The sequence below is a fragment of the Pseudomonas veronii genome, assembly GCF_002028325.1.
Taxonomy (GTDB): domain Bacteria; phylum Pseudomonadota; class Gammaproteobacteria; order Pseudomonadales; family Pseudomonadaceae; genus Aquipseudomonas; species Aquipseudomonas veronii.
In genome coordinates this window covers 1,626,589-1,642,564 of the sequence record NZ_CP018420.1, presented here as the reverse complement: position 1 = coordinate 1,642,564, position 15,976 = coordinate 1,626,589, and the positions used below count along the sequence as shown (strand labels likewise).

Here is a 15,976-nt window from a genome sequence, read left to right as displayed (position 1 = left end):
TATGGATACTTTCGGCTATTTGGGCCAGGGCTTCGGCGTGGCACTGTCCCCCTACAACCTGGTGACCGCGCTGTGCGGCACCTTGATCGGCACCGTGGTCGGCCTGCTGCCGGGCCTGGGCCCGATCAACGGCGTGGCGCTGTTGATCCCCATCGCGTTCGCCCTGGGCCTGCCGCCGGAGTCGGCGTTGATCCTGCTGGCGGCCGTGTACCTGGGCTGTGAATACGGTGGGCGTATCAGCTCGATCCTGCTGAACATCCCGGGTGAAGCCTCCACCGTGATGACCACCCTCGACGGTTACCCGATGGCCCGCAAAGGCCTGGCCGGTGTGGCGTTGTCATTGTCGGCGTGGAGTTCGTTCATCGGCGCGTTTATCGCCACCTGCGGCATGGTGCTGTTTGCCCCGCTGCTGGCCAAGTGGGCGATTGCCTTCGGCCCGGCGGAATATTTCGTACTGATGGTGTTCGCGATTGTCTGCCTCGGCGGCATGGCCGGCGATAAACCGCTGAAGACCTTCGTCGCGGCGCTGATCGGCCTGTTCCTGTCGGCGGTGGGCATCGACGCCAACAGCGGCGTGTACCGCTTTACCGGCGATAACATCCACCTGACCGACGGCATCCAGTTCGTGGTGTTGGTGCTGGGCCTGTTCTCCATCAGCGAGATCCTGTTGCTGCTGGAAAAAACCCACCGTGGCCAGGAAGCGGTGAAAGCCACCGGGCGGATGATGTTTAACCTGAAGGAAGCCTCGTCGGTATTTGCGGTGAACATCCGGTGCGGCCTGCTCGGTTTCATCATGGGCGTATTGCCCGGCGCTGGCGCGACGTTGGCGTCAGCCGTGGCCTACATGACCGAGAAACGCCTGGCCGGGGCCAGCGGTAAATTCGGGCAGGGTGACATGCGTGGTCTGGCGGCACCGGAAACCGCCATCGGCGCCTCCGCCTGCGGTGCGCTGGTGCCGATGCTGACCCTGGGCGTGCCGGGTTCGGGCACCACCGCGGTGATGATCGGCGCCCTGTCGCTGTACAACATCACGCCGGGCCCGCTGTTGTTCCAACAGCAACCGGATATCGTCTGGGGCCTGATCGCCTCGTTGTTCATCGCCAACATCATGCTGGTGATCCTCAACATCCCGATGATCCGCATCTTCACGCGCATCCTCGCCGTGCCGAACTGGGCGCTGGTGCCGGTGATCGCGATCATCACCGCGATCGGCGTGTACGCGGTTCACGCCACCACGTTCGATCTGTTCCTGATGATCGGTATCGGCATCTTCGGCTACATCCTGCGCAAGCTCGACTTCCCGCTGTCGCCGGTGTTGCTGGGCTTTATCCTCGGCGGCCTGATGGAGCAGAACCTGCGCCGCGCGCTGTCGATCTCCAACGGTGCGCTGGAGATCCTGTGGTCCAGCCCGATCACCTTCGGTGTCTGGGTATTGACCGCCGTGATGCTGCTGTTACCGCTGGCGCGCATCTACCGCAAACGTGCGTTGCAGCGTCGTGCCGTGGCCGATGTCTGAGGCCAGCTTTAAACACTGGTGGGGAACACCGCTGGTCGGCCTGGCCGGCGGTTACCTGGCCAGCCTGGTCGGCTGGCCGTTGCCGTATATGGTCGGTTCGCTACTGGCGATCATCCTCGTGCGTTGCCTCACGCCGTGGCAGTTGGCGGAGATTCCCGGCGGGCGCAAAGGCGGCCAATGGGTGGTGGGCATCGGCATCGGCCTGCACTTCACTCCGCTGGTGATCGAACAGGTGATGAGCCACTTCGGTTTGATCTTCTTCGGCGCGCTGGTCACCAGCCTGTCGAGCGTGGTCGGCGTGTGGTTGATGCGCCGCAGCGGCGAAGACCGCGCCACCGCGTTTTTCTCCAGCATGCCCGGCGGTTCCGGCGAGATGGTCAACCTCGGCGCACGCAATGGCGCGGTGCTCAGCCGGGTCGCGGCGGGGCAAAGCCTGCGGGTGTTGGTGGTGGTGCTGTGCGTACCGGCGATCTTCAAGTACGTGCTGGACGGTGGCGCGCCGCAGTTTCATCCCGCCCCGGTGAGCTGGGCCTGGCTGGCGCTGCTGTTTCCCGCCGGTGCGCTGGTGGCCTGGGGCTGGCAACGCTTGCGTCAGCCGAACCCGTGGTTGTTCGGGCCCCTGTTGGTCAGTGCCACCGCCAGTGTGGCGTGGGACCTGCACATCGGCCTGCCCGACGGCGGCAGCCAGATCGGCCAGTGGCTGATCGGCAGCGGGTTGGGCTGCCACTTCAATCGTCAGTTCTTCCGCAGTGCGCCGTCGTTCATGGCGCGCACCTTGATCGGCACCGCCTTGACCATGGTGCTGGCGACGCTGGCCGCCGTGGGCTTGAGTGCGATGACCCAACTGGACCTGCGCTCATTGACCCTGGGCATGATGCCAGGCGGCATTGCCGAGATGAGTTTGACCGCGGAAACCCTGCAACTGTCGGTGCCGTTGGTGACGGCAATGCAGGTGATGCGCTTGTTGTTCGTGTTGTTTCTGGCGGAGCCGTTGTTCAGGCAGTGGAACCGCCAAACCTGATTACCTTCAAGAAGGAATCCTTCATAGATCACTACCGCTCATCCGAACTGTCAACCTTTACAGCTAGCGGCATTCACACGTCCAAGCCTTCAATCAATGGTGCGCAAGAGCGCCCCTGAGGATTGTGATCATGGTGCCACCTCCCCCTTTAATCATCGACGAGCCCGCAGCCATCATCAACACGGTGGCTGTGCAGGGCTCCCCCAATCGGCTTGTGCTCAACACAGACGGCACGCGCCTGTATGTTGCCAGCGCTACCCTCCCCCAGGGTATTACGGTCATCGACACGGCGAGCTTCAGCGTTCTGACCACGATTATCGATGTGGGCTCGCCGATTTGGCTCGCCATGCATCCCGCCGAGCAACGCCTCTATGTCAGCGATAATAGCCAGGCAGGCGATACGCCGATCAGAGTGATCGACACATCGACCGATACCGTCATTGATCACATCAAGGGGTTCACAACCGTCAATGGCATGGCGCTGAACTCTACTGGTGTGCGCCTGTATGTGGCTGACCATCGCGCTTCGGAGGTGGTGGTGATCAATACCGCCAACCATCAGCGCATTGCCGCCACCGCAGTGGGCTTGCCCCGGGAAATTGCAATAGCACCCGGCAACGCTCGCTCGCACGTTGCCTCGGATTTCGATGGATGGACCAGCATCAACCTGGGCACCAACAGAATCGTTACCCAAACCCCTACCGTTGCCGGCGAACCCACCACCATTGCCCACGCTCGCTTCAACGCACGCGTCTACATCACCTACCGTGACCGTGGTGAACTGTATATCGGCGACACTTCCACCACACAGGCCAGCACCGTACTGGGCGGTTTGCTGAGCCCCTATCAGGTGGCGTTTCACACGATGCTCGAATTCGCCTACGTCACGGAAACCGACGGCGACCGGGTGAGTGTCCTCAATACCCGTACTCAGGCGATAACCGGCTCGATCCAAGGCTTCAACAAACCGCGCGGGATCGTCGTGGCGCCCAACGGTAGGACCGCATACGTGGCGAATATTGGCAACGCCACGGTGTCGCAAGTCAGGTTGTGAGACGACGCAGTCGGGCTTATAGCGCCGGCAACCGCCACTCAATCGGCGTCTCGCCATTCTGCTCAAGAAACTTGTTGGTGCGGCTGAAATGCCCGCAGCCCAGAAAGCCGCGATATGCCGACAACGGCGACGGGTGGACCGACGTCAGCACCAGATGCTTGGTCGCATCGATCAGCTTCTGCTTGCTCTGTGCATGCGCGCCCCACAGCAGGAACACCAGGTGCGGCTGGTGCTCGCTGACGACTTCGATGATCCGATCGGTAAAAAACTGCCAACCCTTGCCCGCATGGGCGTTGGCGTTGGCGCGTTCCACGGTCATGGTGGTGTTGAGCAGCAATACGCCCTGGTCGGCCCAGCTTTGCAGGCAACCGTGGTTGGGGATGTCGATATTCAGGTCGCGCTTGAGCTCTTTATAGATATTGACCAGCGACGGCGGCGCCGGCACGCCCGGTTGCACCGAGAAGCACAGGCCGTGGGCCTGGCCGGGGCCGTGGTAGGGGTCCTGGCCGAGGATCACCACCTTGACCTTGTCCAGCGGCGTGGAATTGAGCGCGTTGAAGATCAGCGGGCCAGGCGGGTAGATCTCCTTGCCGGCCGCGTGTTCCTGGCGCAGGAACTCACGCAACTGGGCCATGTAGGGCTGCTCGAACTCATCGCGCAGGGCGTGTTTCCAGCTGGGTTCGAGTTTGATACGGTCGCCTTCGCTCATGATTGACTGGTCTTGTAAAAAAGAATGAGGCGAACCCTAGGAAAGCCGACCCCGCTTGTCAATTGATCTGACACACAACCGGCACTTTCCCATGAAGGGATCATACTCAACCTTCACCTTCCCGATTGAGGTCACGATGAACCTGCACTTCGAAGAGCTGACCGGCAGCGGCGGCGCGCGCATCGGCATCGCCAGCCTGGACGCCGAAAAGGCCCTCAACGCCCTCTCCCTGCCGATGATCCTGGCCCTGGGCGATCGCCTGGACGCCTGGGCCAAAGACCCGAACATCGTCTGCGTGCTGTTGCGCGGCAAGGGCCCCAAGGCATTTTGCGCCGGCGGCGAAGTGCGCAGCCTGGCCATGGCCTGCCGCGAACAACCCGGCGTCGTGCCGGAGCTGGCCGCGCAGTTTTTTGCCGCGGAATATCGCCTCGACTATCGCCTGCACACCTACCCCAAACCGTTGATCTGCTGGGGTCACGGCTATGTGCTGGGCGGCGGCATGGGCCTGCTGCAAAGCGCCTCGGTGCGTATCGTCACCCCCAGCAGCCGCTTGGCCATGCCCGAGATCAGTATCGGCCTGTACCCGGATGTGGGCGCCAGTTGGTTCCTGTCACGCATGCCGGGCAAACTGGGGTTGTTCCTTGGCCTGACCGGCGCGCACATCAACGGCCGCGACGCGCTCGATTTGGGCCTGGCCGACCGCTTCATGCGCGACGACCAACAAGACGAACTGCTCGAAGGCCTGTTGCAACTGAACTGGCAGGAACAGACCGCGATGCAGCTCAACAGCCTGCTCAAGGCCTTGGCCCAGGAAGCCATCGACCAGCAACCCGAAGCGCAATGGCTACCACGCCGGGCGCAGATCGATGAGTGGCTGGATGTCAGTGACGTGCGCAGTGCCTGGCGGGCCTTGAGCCCGTTGCGCGAGCACGCCGACCCGTTGCTCAGCCGCGCCGGCAAGACCCTCAGCGAAGGCTGCCCGCTGACCGCGCACCTGGTGTGGGAACAGCTCCAGCGCGCCCGCCACCTGTCGCTGGCCGAGGTGTTCCAGATGGAATACACCCTGAGCCTCAATTGCTGCCGTCACCCGGAATTCAGCGAAGGGGTCCGCGCGCGGTTGATCGACAAAGACCAGCAGCCTCATTGGCATTGGCCGGATATCAATGCCATTCCGCAGGCCGTGGTGCAGGCGCATTTCAACAAAGCCTGGGAAGGCCGCCATCCGCTCGCGGATTTTTCCTACTTTTGACAGTCAGTTTTTTGGCTTTTTAACCGTGAATGCGCAATTGTCCGGCTGACTGTCCTGGCAGATATACACCGGCAGGCCGAAGGGGTCGCTGGCAAGGTGCCAATGCAAAGTACCGGTCAGCGACATCGTCTCCACCTCTGCCGATTTGCCGTACCGCAAGTCCACTCTCTGACCGTCACCGGTCAGGTAGCTGCACTTGTCTACATAGCCGTTTTCCCGATCCTGTGCCTTGCCCGGGGTAAAAATGGCGCCAATGAATTGGTCGACAAAGTCCCGATAGCCGATCTTCGGGCTTTGCCAGACGAGTGTTCCTACCGTCGCCTGGAAGTAGCCATCGACATACTTGATTGCCGAGGGATAAGGGCAGCCTTGGTTCGCTTGCACGTGTGCAACGCCGCCGACCATGAAGAGTAAAACGCACATCAATTGTCTGATCATCGGGGGTTCCTTCGCTCACTGGGCGGTCAAAGAGGCGCAACGGCCGCTCCCAGTTGAATGCACTAGAAACCCAAACGATAGCTGTTAAATCTGACAGTACTGCTAAATGCTACGAAAAAGCGGCGCTGCCTGCGCCGCTTGCCTTCAAGAGCGGTCAACGATGACCGCCGCGACCAGCGCCACGATCGCCACCGCGACCGTGCCCGCCATTGCCCCAGCGATCCCCCCAACCCTGGTTTGGATAAGCCCGGTAACCCATGCGGGGCGCCGGCTGGTAATAACGTGGCACCGGCTGGTAATAACGCGGCGCTGGCGCGTAGTAACGCGGCGCCGGGTAATAGTCACGCCGATATTGATACGCCGGGCCGCCGCCGTAGTAATACACCGGCGCGGGCGCGGTATAGACCTCGGAACGGTAATAACCTGGGCCTCCATCGTAATAGGGCACGCACGCAGAAAGGGACAGACCGAGCACAGCGATAAGAAGCAGTCGTCGATACATGGCGGCCTCCTGGACCGCGAAAGAGCACCGCCAGCGACGCTGGCGGGCGGCATTCAACTTTTGCTGAATGACGAAATATCTGACATCAAAAAGCGAAACTGGTGCGATTTCGACACAGACTGAAACATCTGTTTCAGACGAACCGAATGCCTCATTGCAGTGCGACGGCGCACCAGTGCAACGCAGCCGCACGCACTCAAGCGTCGGGCGTTGCGCGCAAACCCGCGACCTACACGCCCGCGCCCTACTTGGCATGACTCTCGCTTAGCCTCTTGCGTGCAGGATTCATCACAGGTTCGCGGCACCACAATTTGCAATGGCTGACTAGGGTTCCGGCTCGCGAAACGCGAGTGGCTGGTCCGAGAGTCGGCGACCTCCAGTTGAGGTTACACGGCGGGATAAAAGCCCGGGAGACAAGCCACCGTTCACGGTGCCGCGTTGCTCCTGCTCGCCCTCGATCAACTGGAGAAGCCCCATGCCCTCAATCCGTTTACCCGCCCTGCTCGCCGCCGCCTTTGCCGCTGTGCTGAGCGTCCAGACCCAGGCCGCCGTCAAAGACCACTTCAGCGTTTGCTGGACAATCTATGCCGGCTGGATGCCGTGGGAGTATGCCGGCAGCCAAGGCATCCTCGACAAGTGGGCCAAGAAGTACGGCATCACCATCGACGTGGTGCAACTCAATGACTACGTCGAGTCCATCAACCAGTATACCGCCGGCCAGTTCGACGGCTGCACCATGACCAACATGGACGCCCTGACCATCCCCGCCGCCGGTGGCGTCGACAGCACCGCGCTGGTGGTCAGCGACTTCTCCAACGGCAACGATGGCGTGGTGATCAAAGGCAGCGGCAAGACCGTCGCCGACCTCAAGGGCATGAACGTCAACCTGGTGGAACTGTCGGTGTCGCACTACCTGCTGGCCCGCGCGCTGGAGTCGGCCGACCTCACCGAAAAAGACCTGAAAGTGGTCAACACCTCCGACGCCGACATCGCCGCTGCCTTCAACACCGACCAGGTGCAAGCGGTGACGACCTGGAACCCGATGCTCTCTGCGATCAACGCCAAACCCGGCGTCACCCAGGTGTTCGACTCCAGCAAAGTGCCCGGCGAAATCATGGACATGATGGTGGTCAACACCCAGACCCTCAAAGACAACCCGGCCCTGGGCAAAGCCCTCACCGGCGCCTGGTTCGAAGTGGTCGCCCTGATGAACGCCAAAGGCGCCGCCAGCAGCGAAGCCCTGGAACACATGGCCAAGGCCTCGGGCACCGACCTCAAGGGGTTCCAGTCGCAACTGGACACCACCAAGCTGTTCGCCACGCCCAAGGAAGCCCTGGCCTTCGCCACCAGCGCGCAGCTGCCAGCGACCATGCGCAAGGTCGCCGAGTTCTCGTTTGAACACGGCCTGCTCGGCGAAGGGGCCAAGGACACCAGCGCCGTGGGCATGAGCTTCGCCAATGGCGTGACCAGCGGCGACAAGGCCAACCTCAAGCTGCAGTTCGACCCCCGCTACGTGCAGATGGCCGCCGACGGCACGTTGTAAGAGGACCCGGCCATGCGCCTGATCAACCGTCACCCGGACCGCTCCAGCCGCCTGTTGTTGGTGCTGCTGCCGTTCGCCCTGCTGCTGTTCGCCTACTTCGTGGGCTCGGCCGAGCGCCTGGCGGATAACCCCAACGACAAACTGCTGCCCAGTGCCGGGCAAATGTTCGAGGCGGTCAAGCGCCTGGCATTGAGCGCAGACAGCCGCACCGGCGAATACGTGCTGTGGCAGGACAGCGCGTCGAGCCTGCGCCGCCTCGCGCTCGGCCTGGGCATCAGTGCCCTCGCCGGCCTGTGCCTGGGCATCGCCGCCGGGACGTTGCCATTGTTCGGCGCGCCGTTGTCGCCGTTGCTGACGGTACTGTCGATGGTGCCGCCGCTGGCGATCCTGCCGATCCTGTTCATCGTGTTCGGCCTGGGGGAATTGTCCAAGGTGATGCTCATCGTCATCGGCGTCACCCCGTGCCTGGCCCGCGACCTGGAACAGCGCGCACGCGAAATTCCTGTGGAACTGCTGGTGAAGGCACAGACCCTCGGCGCGTCGACCTGGACCCTGATGCTGCGCGTGGTGTTGCCACAACTGTTGCCGCGCCTGCTGATCTCGCTGCGGCTGATGCTGGGCTCGGCGTGGTTGTTCCTGATCGCCGCCGAAGCCATCGCCTCCACCGACGGCCTGGGCTACCGGATCTTCCTGGTGCGCCGCTACCTGGCGATGGACGTGATCCTGCCCTACGTGGTGTGGATCACCCTGCTCGCCTGGCTGATGGACTGGGGCCTCAAGGCCCTGACCCGACGCGCGTTCCCCTGGTACGAAGGAGCGCGGGCATGAGCTTTATCAGCGTCAACAATGTGTGGCAGCGCTACGGCGATCAGGTGGTGCTGGAGGGTTTGAATCTGCAGGTCGCCGAGGGCGAATTCTGCACCCTGGTCGGCACCTCCGGCTGCGGCAAATCGACGTTTCTGCGCCTGCTGCTGGGCCAGGAAACCGCGAGCAAGGGCCACATCCTGCTCGACGGCCAACCGCTGGCCGGCGAACCGGATGCCAGCCGTGGCGTGGTGTTCCAGCGCTACTCGGTGTTCCCGCACCTGAGCGTGCTCGACAACGTCGCCCTCGGCCTCGAGCTGCCGCGCGCGCCGTTGCTCGGACGGCTGTTCGGCAAAGCCAAAAAAGCCGCGCGCGAACAGGCCGCCGCGCTGCTGCACAAAGTCGGCCTCGGCCACGCGTTGGACAAGTACCCGGCGCAACTCTCCGGCGGCATGCAACAACGCCTGGCCATCGCCCAGGCCCTGATCATGAAACCGCGCGTCTTGCTGCTGGACGAACCCTTCGGCGCCCTCGACCCCGGCATCCGCAAAGACATGCACCAGTTGCTGCTGGAGCTGTGGCGCGAAACCCGGCTGACGGTGTTCATGGTCACCCACGACCTCAGCGAAGGTTTCAGCCTCGGCACGCGCCTGCTGGTGTTCGACAAGGTCCGCGTCGATCCCCACGCCCCCGGCGCCTATGGCGCCCGTATCACCTACGACATCCCTTTGAACGGCGAGCGGCGCAAGGCGCTCGCCGCCGAACTTGGAGCGACTTCCAAATGACCGATTCGACTCAACTGTTCCCGCCGTTCGCCGAAGAAATACTGCCCGGCGGCGGCCACCGCTCCTTCGTGCTCAAGCGCGGTCAACTGCTGCGCCTCACCGACCTGCGCGGTGGCGCCAACGTCAGCCTGACCCTGCTCAACGCGAACGAAAAAACCGAACGCCTGAACCTGCCCGACAGCCTCAAATGCCAACACACCGCCAAGCTCACCCGCGGCCATTGCCTGTACTCGGACATGGGCCGCGTGCTGGCCGCCATCACCGCCGACACCTGCGGCTGGAGTGACAGCATCGGCGGCGTGCTGTGCGCGGCCGAGGTGGCCGAGAAGTACGGCCAGGGGCGCTATCAGGAACTGCGCAACGGTTTCTATCGCAACGGCACCGACAACCTGCTGGTGGAATTGGGCAAGTGGGGCCTGGGGCTGTCAGACCTGCTGATGACCCTCAACCTGTTCAGCAAAGTCAGCGTGGACGACAACGGTGGCCTGCACTTCGTGCCGGGCAATTCCAAGGCGGGCGACTACATCGAACTCTACGCGCCGATGGATACCCTGGTGGTGCTCACCGCGCTGCAGCATCCGATGGACCCCAACCCCGACTACGCCCCGCAACCGCTGAAACTGAGCTGGATGAACGCCGACCCAAGCGTCGCCGAACACTGCCGCACCTCGCGCCCGGAAAACGCGCGCGGTTTTATCAACACCGACCGTCTGTTCGCCTGAGGAGCTGCCATGTCTATCGCACTGAAACAACCCGACACGGCGGTGTACCGCGCCACCATTCCCGCCGGCGAGCCGTGGCTGATGGAGGTCAAGGCCGGCCAGACCCTGCGCATCCTTGACCTGGAGGGCAACCAGGCGGTCGACACGCTGTTCTACAGCGTGAAAAACCCGCGCGAGCGCTACGACGTGCAACGCACCTTGCGCCGCCAGAACAGCGTGTACCTGGGCGCCGGCAGCGTGCTCTATTCCAACCTCGGCCAGCCGATGCTGACCCTCGTCGCAGACACCTGCGGGCGCCACGACACCCTCGGTGGCGCCTGCGCCCAAGAGAGCAACACCGTGCGCTACGCCCTGGAAAAACGCTACATGCACAGCTGCCGCGACAACTACCTGCGGGCCTGCGCCCATGACGGTCGCCTGGGCAAACGCGACATTGGCCCGAACATCAATTTCTTCATGAATGTGCCGGTCACGGCCGACGGCGGGTTGACCTTCGAAGACGGCATTTCCGCCCCCGGCAAGTACGTCGACCTGCGCGCCGAGATGGACGTGATCGTGCTGATCTCCAACTGCCCGCAATTGAACAACCCGTGCAACGCCTACAACCCGACGCCTGCGGAGTTACTCGTATGGAACTGACACTCAAGCGCTTGCGCAGTTGGTTATTTGCACTCTGCCAGGCCCGAGCCGGGCAGTGTCTTCAAAACCGCTGAACCCTGTGGGAGGGGGCTTGCCCCCGATGGCGGCAAGTCAGCCAAACACGCACCCACTGGCTCACCACCATCGGGAGCCCCCCCTCCCACACTCACGACATGCACTGCGGACGACCGTAGTGCTCCTTCACTTTGCGGGACGGCCCGCAGGGTTTTGCCATGTTCGAAAAACTCTTGATCGCCAACCGTGGCGCCATCGCCTGCCGCATCCTGCGCACCTTGCGCGAGCTGCATGTAAAGGGCGTCGCCGTGTACGCCGAAGCCGATGCGGCCAGCCTGCACATCCAACACGCCGACGAAGCCTACAGCCTCGGTGAAGGCGCCGCGGCCGGCACCTACCTGGCGGTGGACAAAATCCTCGCCATCGCCAAGGCCAGCGGCGCCACGGCGATTCATCCCGGCTACGGCTTTCTCTCGGAAAACGCCGCCTTCGCGCAAGCCTGCGAAAACGCTGGCATCGCCTTTATCGGGCCGACCCCGCAACAGCTGCGCGTATTCGGCCTCAAGCACACCGCACGGGCGCTGGCCAAGCAACACCACCTCCCCTTGCTCGAAGGCAGCGAACTGCTCGACAACCTCGACGCCGCCATGCTCGCCGCCGACCGCGTGGGCTACCCGGTCATGCTCAAGAGCACCGCCGGCGGCGGCGGCATCGGCATGCGCGTATGCCGCCACGCCGCGGAGTTGAACGAGTGCTTCGACGCCGTCAAGCGCCTGGGCCAGAACAACTTCAGCGATGCCGGCGTGTTTATCGAGAAGTACATCGAGCACGCTCGCCACCTGGAGGTGCAGGTGTTCGGCGACGGCGCGGGCGAGGTGATCGCCCTTGGCGTGCGCGATTGTTCGGTGCAGCGGCGCAACCAGAAAGTCCTCGAAGAAACCCCGGCGCCGAACCTGCCCGAAGGCATGGCCGAGGCCCTGTGCTCGGCCGCCATCACCCTGGCCAAGGCGGTCAACTACCGCAGCGCCGGCACCGTGGAATTCATCTTCGATAGCGCAGACAGTCGCTTCTACTTCCTGGAAGTGAACACGCGGTTGCAGGTGGAACACGGCGTCACCGAACAGGTGTGGGGCGTGGACTTGGTGCGCTGGATGGTGCAACTGGCGGCGGGAGACATGCGGCCATTGAGTGAGTTGGCGTTGAAGCCCCAGGGCCACGCGATCCAGGCACGCTTGTATGCGGAAGATCCAGGCCGCGATTTCCAGCCGAGCCCGGGGCTGTTGACCTGCGTGGATTTTCCGCAGGCCGAAGGCTTGCGCATCGACACTTGGGTTGAAGCCGGTTGTGAGATCCCGCCGTACTTCGACCCGATGATCGCCAAGCTCATCACCTGGGCACCCACCCGCGAACAGGCGCGCCTGGATTTGCATAGCGCCTTGAGCGACAGCCAGCTCTACGGCGTGGAAACCAACCGCGATTACCTGCGCCAGATCCTGCTGGCCGCGCCCTTTGCCGGTGGCCATCCGTGGACGCGCTGCCTGGAAGATCTGGTCTACGTTGCCCACACGTTCGAAGTGCTCAGCGCGGGCACGCAAACCAGCGTGCAGGACTATCCCGGACGCCTCGGTTATTGGGCCGTGGGCGTACCGCCATCGGGGCCGATGGACAGCCGCGCGCTGCGCCTGGGCAATCGTCTGCTGGGCAATCGCGAAGGCGCGGCAGCCTTGGAGATCACCATGAGCGGGCCGCTGTTGCGCTTCAACTGCGCCGCCGTGGTGGCGGTGACGGGGGCGGAGATTCCGCTGCTGCTGGACGATCACCCCGTGCCGATGAACACCGCGCTGCGGATCGAAGCCGGATCGCTGTTGAGCCTCGGCACCCTCGCCGGGGCCGGCGCGCGCAGTTACCTGTGCCTGCGCGGTGGGCTGCAAGTGCCGGACTACCTGGGCAGCCAAAGCACCTTCACCCTGGGCCAGTTCGGCGGGCATGGCGGGCGCGCGTTGCGCGCGGGCGACGTGCTGCATCTGTTGCCGCTGGTCGACGTCACCGCAGGCCGGCAACTGGTCGCGCAACCGCTGGCGCAGGTCCGCACGCTACGGGTGATTTACGGCCCCCACGGCGCGCCGGAATACTTCCGGCCCGAGTACATCGACACCTTCTTCGCCACACAGTGGGAAGTGCATTTCAACTCCAGCCGCACCGGCGTGCGGTTGATCGGCCCCAAGCCGTTGTGGGCGCGTACCGATGGCGGCGAGGCCGGGCTGCATCCGTCGAATATCCACGACAACCCTTATGCGATCGGCGCGGTGGATTTCACCGGGGACATGCCGGTGATCCTCGGGCCGGACGGGCCGAGCCTGGGTGGGTTCGTGTGCCCGGTGACGGTGATCGAAGCCGACCTGTGGCAACTCGGGCAACTCAAGGCCGGCGACAAACTGCGCTTCGAAGCGGTGAGCCTCGAGACCGCCCGCGATCTCGCGCTGAAATGGGATCAAATGCCGGAGCCAGGCTTGCCCGCGATGCAGGCGACGCGCGCTCACAGCAACACCGAGGCGATGCCATCGCGAACAAGCCCGCGCCCACATTGGCCCGCGTCGCCTGTGGTGTTGGATATCGGCCAGGAAGATACGCGTCTGGTTGCCCGATTGGCCGGCGACACCCACCTGCTGCTGGAAATCGGCGCGCCCGAGCTCGACCTGGTGCTGCGCTTTCGCGCCCACGCGCTGATGCAGGCCCTCGAAACCCACGCACGGCACGGCGTGATCGACCTGACGCCGGGCATCCGCTCGCTGCAGGTCCACTACCAGCCGGAACAATTGCCCCTGGCCGACCTGCTGGCGCTGATCAGCGGCGAATGGACGGCCGTGTGCGCCACGCCCAACCTGCAAGTGCCTTCGCGCATCGTCCACCTGCCGCTGTCCTGGGATGACCCGGCGTGCCAGTTGGCCATCGACAAATACATGACCACCGTGCGCAAGGACGCGCCGTGGTGCCCGAGCAACCTGGAGTTCATCCGTCGCATCAACGCCCTCGCCGACCTCGACGCGGTGCGCCACACCGTGTTCGAAGCGAGCTATCTGGTGATGGGCCTGGGCGATGTCTACCTCGGCGCCCCGGTGGCCACGCCGCTGGACCCGCGTCATCGCCTGGTGACCACCAAATACAACCCGGCCCGCACCTGGACCGCCGAGAACTCGGTGGGCATCGGCGGCGCGTATTTGTGCGTGTACGGCATGGAAGGCCCCGGCGGTTATCAGTTCGTCGGGCGCACGTTGCAGATGTGGAACCGCTATCGCGAAGTCGCGGCCTTCGACGGCAAGCCGTGGCTGCTGCGGTTTTTCGACCAGATCCGCTTCTACCCGGTGAGTGCCGAAGAACTGGTAAAGATTCGTCGGGACTTTCCGCTGGGGCGCTTTGCGTTGCACATCGAGGACAGCGTGTTGAACCTGGCGGACTACCAGGATTTTCTGGCGCGTGAAGCCACCGGTATCGATGCGTTTCGTGAGCACCAGCAACAGGCGTTCAATGCCGAGCGCGAACGCTGGATCGCCAGCGGCCAGGCGCACTTCGACAGCGAGGAAGCGCCAGCGCCGCTCGCGCAGGACACGCCGCTGAAGGCCAACGAGCACAGCATCGACAGCCATATCGCGGGCAATCTGTGGCAGGTCCGGGTGGCGGTGGGCGAACGCGTTGCGGCCGGCGATGTGCTGGTGGTGCTGGAGTCGATGAAAATGGAGATTGCGCTGCCGGCGCCGTTCGCCGCAGTGGTGCGGGAAATCACCGTGCAGCCCGGCAGCGCGATTGGCGCCGGCCAGCGGGTCGTGGTGCTGGAACGGGACTGAGCGGCGCTGTATCGTGCAGGGACCTTCGGCGCCCTGCCCGATCCAGCCTGAACCGAACGATGACCACAGCCACCCTCTGCCCCGCCTGCGGCGCCCGCAACGACTGCACCCTGGCCGACCCGCGCACCGCCGACCAGGCCTGCTGGTGCTACAGCGTCACCATCGACCCGGCGGTGCTCGAAGCCCTGCCCGATGCATTACGCAACCAGGCCTGCCTGTGCCCGCGCTGTGCCCAGGTCGATGCACAGTTGCGCGGGGCTGAGCCGTTGTAATGCGGGTTGATCGATTCCTCAGCAACCTGCCGCGTTTCAATCGCCAGCAAGTGCGCCTGCTGTTGGTGGAACGGCGGGTGAGCGTCGATGGCGTGCCCGTCAGCGATCCTCACCACGAGGTGCGCGAATTCAGCCGGGTGTGCGTGGACGATGAGGTGCTGCAGGCGGGTAAACCGGCGCGCTATTTCATGCTGCACAAACCCCAGGGCTGCGTCAGCGCCACCTGCGATCCCCAGCACCCGACCGTGCTGGATTGGCTGGACGAACCGGACAAGGACGAGCTGCACATCGCCGGCCGCCTGGACTTCAACACCACCGGGCTGATGCTGATCACCAACGACGGCCAGTGGTCGCGGCGCCTGACGCAACCGACGACCAAACTGCCCAAGGTCTACCTGGTGGAGACCGAACAACCGATCGGCGCGGAATACGCCGCCACCTTCGCGGCGGGCGTGTATTTCGCGTTTGAAGACCTGACGACTCAACCGGCCCAGCTGGAGCTGTTGGCGCCTCGCCTGGCACGCTTGAGCATCATCGAAGGTCGCTATCACCAGGTGAAGCGCATGTTCGGGCACTTCGACAACAAGGTGCTGCGCTTGCATCGGGAACGCATGGGGCCGCTGGCGTTGGATGACGCGCTGGCGCCCGGTGAGTATCGAGCGTTGAGCGCCGATGAAATCCGCCAGGTCTGACGACCGTTCGGCCGGTGATGGCTAAAACCCATCCCTGCGACTTGCGACATCCCGAACCGACTGCTTGAATCAAAACGTCAGCCAAAAGATGACTGGCGAGTCGCCTATAACCTCCAAGAAACACCTTGCCGCGCCCGCGCTTGATCCACGGGCCTTCCCGGCAAACAACCCGC

The 15,976-nt window shown here is 63.8% G+C and carries 15 protein-coding genes and 1 riboswitch; of the genes, 12 read left to right on the top strand and 3 right to left on the bottom strand.

The window, feature by feature from the left end:
- The first annotated feature begins 1 nt into the window (after position 1).
- From PverR02_RS07515 to PverR02_RS07505, 3 genes are all read left to right on the top strand, one after another.
- Entirely contained in the window at positions 2-1,516 is a 1,515-nt protein-coding gene (locus PverR02_RS07515) for a tripartite tricarboxylate transporter permease (protein WP_017844900.1), read from the top strand.
- Positions 1,509-2,537, top strand: a complete 1,029-nt coding sequence (locus PverR02_RS07510; protein ID WP_079443040.1) for an AbrB family transcriptional regulator — start codon at positions 1,509-1,511, stop codon at positions 2,535-2,537. The genes PverR02_RS07515 and PverR02_RS07510 overlap by 8 nt, the downstream gene beginning before the upstream one ends.
- A gap of 130 nt (positions 2,538-2,667) precedes the next feature.
- On the top strand, positions 2,668-3,591 hold the full coding sequence (locus PverR02_RS07505; RefSeq protein ID WP_079443039.1) for a YncE family protein: 924 nt from the start codon (positions 2,668-2,670) through the stop codon (positions 3,589-3,591).
- 16 nt (positions 3,592-3,607) lie between these two features.
- Here the strand turns inward: PverR02_RS07505 and ung are convergent, their stop codons facing one another.
- A complete protein-coding gene (ung, locus tag PverR02_RS07500; RefSeq protein WP_046384379.1) occupies positions 3,608-4,300 on the bottom strand; it encodes a uracil-DNA glycosylase in 693 nt (230 codons plus the stop codon).
- 136 nt (positions 4,301-4,436) lie between these two features.
- On the opposite strand from ung, the gene PverR02_RS07495 reads away from it, so the two are divergent.
- Positions 4,437-5,549, top strand: coding sequence for an enoyl-CoA hydratase/isomerase family protein (locus tag PverR02_RS07495; RefSeq protein WP_017844891.1), 1,113 nt, complete (start codon positions 4,437-4,439; stop codon positions 5,547-5,549).
- A gap of 3 nt (positions 5,550-5,552) precedes the next feature.
- On the opposite strand, the gene PverR02_RS07490 is transcribed toward PverR02_RS07495, so the two are convergent.
- Both PverR02_RS07490 and PverR02_RS07485 read right to left on the bottom strand, forming a co-directional pair.
- Positions 5,553-5,987 (bottom strand): DUF3757 domain-containing protein, encoded by a 435-nt coding sequence (locus tag PverR02_RS07490; protein WP_079443038.1) that lies wholly within the window; start codon positions 5,985-5,987, stop codon positions 5,553-5,555.
- 154 nt (positions 5,988-6,141) lie between these two features.
- Positions 6,142-6,489: a hypothetical protein gene (locus PverR02_RS07485; protein ID WP_079443037.1), complete on the bottom strand. Its 348-nt coding sequence runs from the start codon at positions 6,487-6,489 to the stop codon at positions 6,142-6,144.
- Positions 6,490-6,802: 313 nt separating this feature from the next.
- Positions 6,803-6,904: riboswitch (guanidine-I (ykkC/yxkD leader) on the top strand.
- A gap of 60 nt (positions 6,905-6,964) precedes the next feature.
- Between PverR02_RS07485 and PverR02_RS07480 the strand changes: the two genes are divergently transcribed.
- The 8 genes from PverR02_RS07480 (at position 6,965) to PverR02_RS07445 (ending at position 15,803) form a co-directional block, all read left to right on the top strand.
- The gene (locus PverR02_RS07480) at positions 6,965-8,032 is read left to right on the top strand and encodes a putative urea ABC transporter substrate-binding protein (protein WP_046384382.1); all 1,068 of its coding nucleotides are present in this window, start codon (positions 6,965-6,967) and stop codon (positions 8,030-8,032) included.
- A 12-nt stretch (positions 8,033-8,044) separates the two neighbouring features.
- Positions 8,045-8,860, top strand: a complete 816-nt coding sequence (locus PverR02_RS07475; RefSeq protein ID WP_079443036.1) for an ABC transporter permease — start codon at positions 8,045-8,047, stop codon at positions 8,858-8,860.
- Positions 8,857-9,621: an ABC transporter ATP-binding protein gene (locus PverR02_RS07470; protein ID WP_017844886.1), complete on the top strand. Its 765-nt coding sequence runs from the start codon at positions 8,857-8,859 to the stop codon at positions 9,619-9,621. The genes PverR02_RS07475 and PverR02_RS07470 overlap by 4 nt, the downstream gene beginning before the upstream one ends.
- Entirely contained in the window at positions 9,618-10,343 is a 726-nt protein-coding gene (locus PverR02_RS07465) for an urea amidolyase associated protein UAAP1 (protein ID WP_017844885.1), read from the top strand. The genes PverR02_RS07470 and PverR02_RS07465 overlap by 4 nt, the downstream gene beginning before the upstream one ends.
- A 9-nt stretch (positions 10,344-10,352) precedes the next feature.
- Complete coding sequence (locus PverR02_RS07460; RefSeq protein ID WP_046384385.1) at positions 10,353-10,982, top strand: urea amidolyase associated protein UAAP2; 630 nt, start codon at positions 10,353-10,355, stop codon at positions 10,980-10,982.
- A gap of 233 nt (positions 10,983-11,215) precedes the next feature.
- Positions 11,216-14,839 (top strand): urea carboxylase, encoded by a 3,624-nt coding sequence (gene uca, locus PverR02_RS07455; RefSeq protein WP_079443035.1) that lies wholly within the window; start codon positions 11,216-11,218, stop codon positions 14,837-14,839.
- A gap of 59 nt (positions 14,840-14,898) precedes the next feature.
- Entirely contained in the window at positions 14,899-15,111 is a 213-nt protein-coding gene (locus PverR02_RS07450) for a cysteine-rich CWC family protein (protein ID WP_017844882.1), read from the top strand.
- Positions 15,111-15,803, top strand: coding sequence for a pseudouridine synthase (locus tag PverR02_RS07445; protein WP_017844881.1), 693 nt, complete (start codon positions 15,111-15,113; stop codon positions 15,801-15,803). Before PverR02_RS07450 ends, PverR02_RS07445 begins: the two co-directional genes overlap by 1 nt.
- The last annotated feature ends 173 nt before the right edge of the window (positions 15,804-15,976 follow it).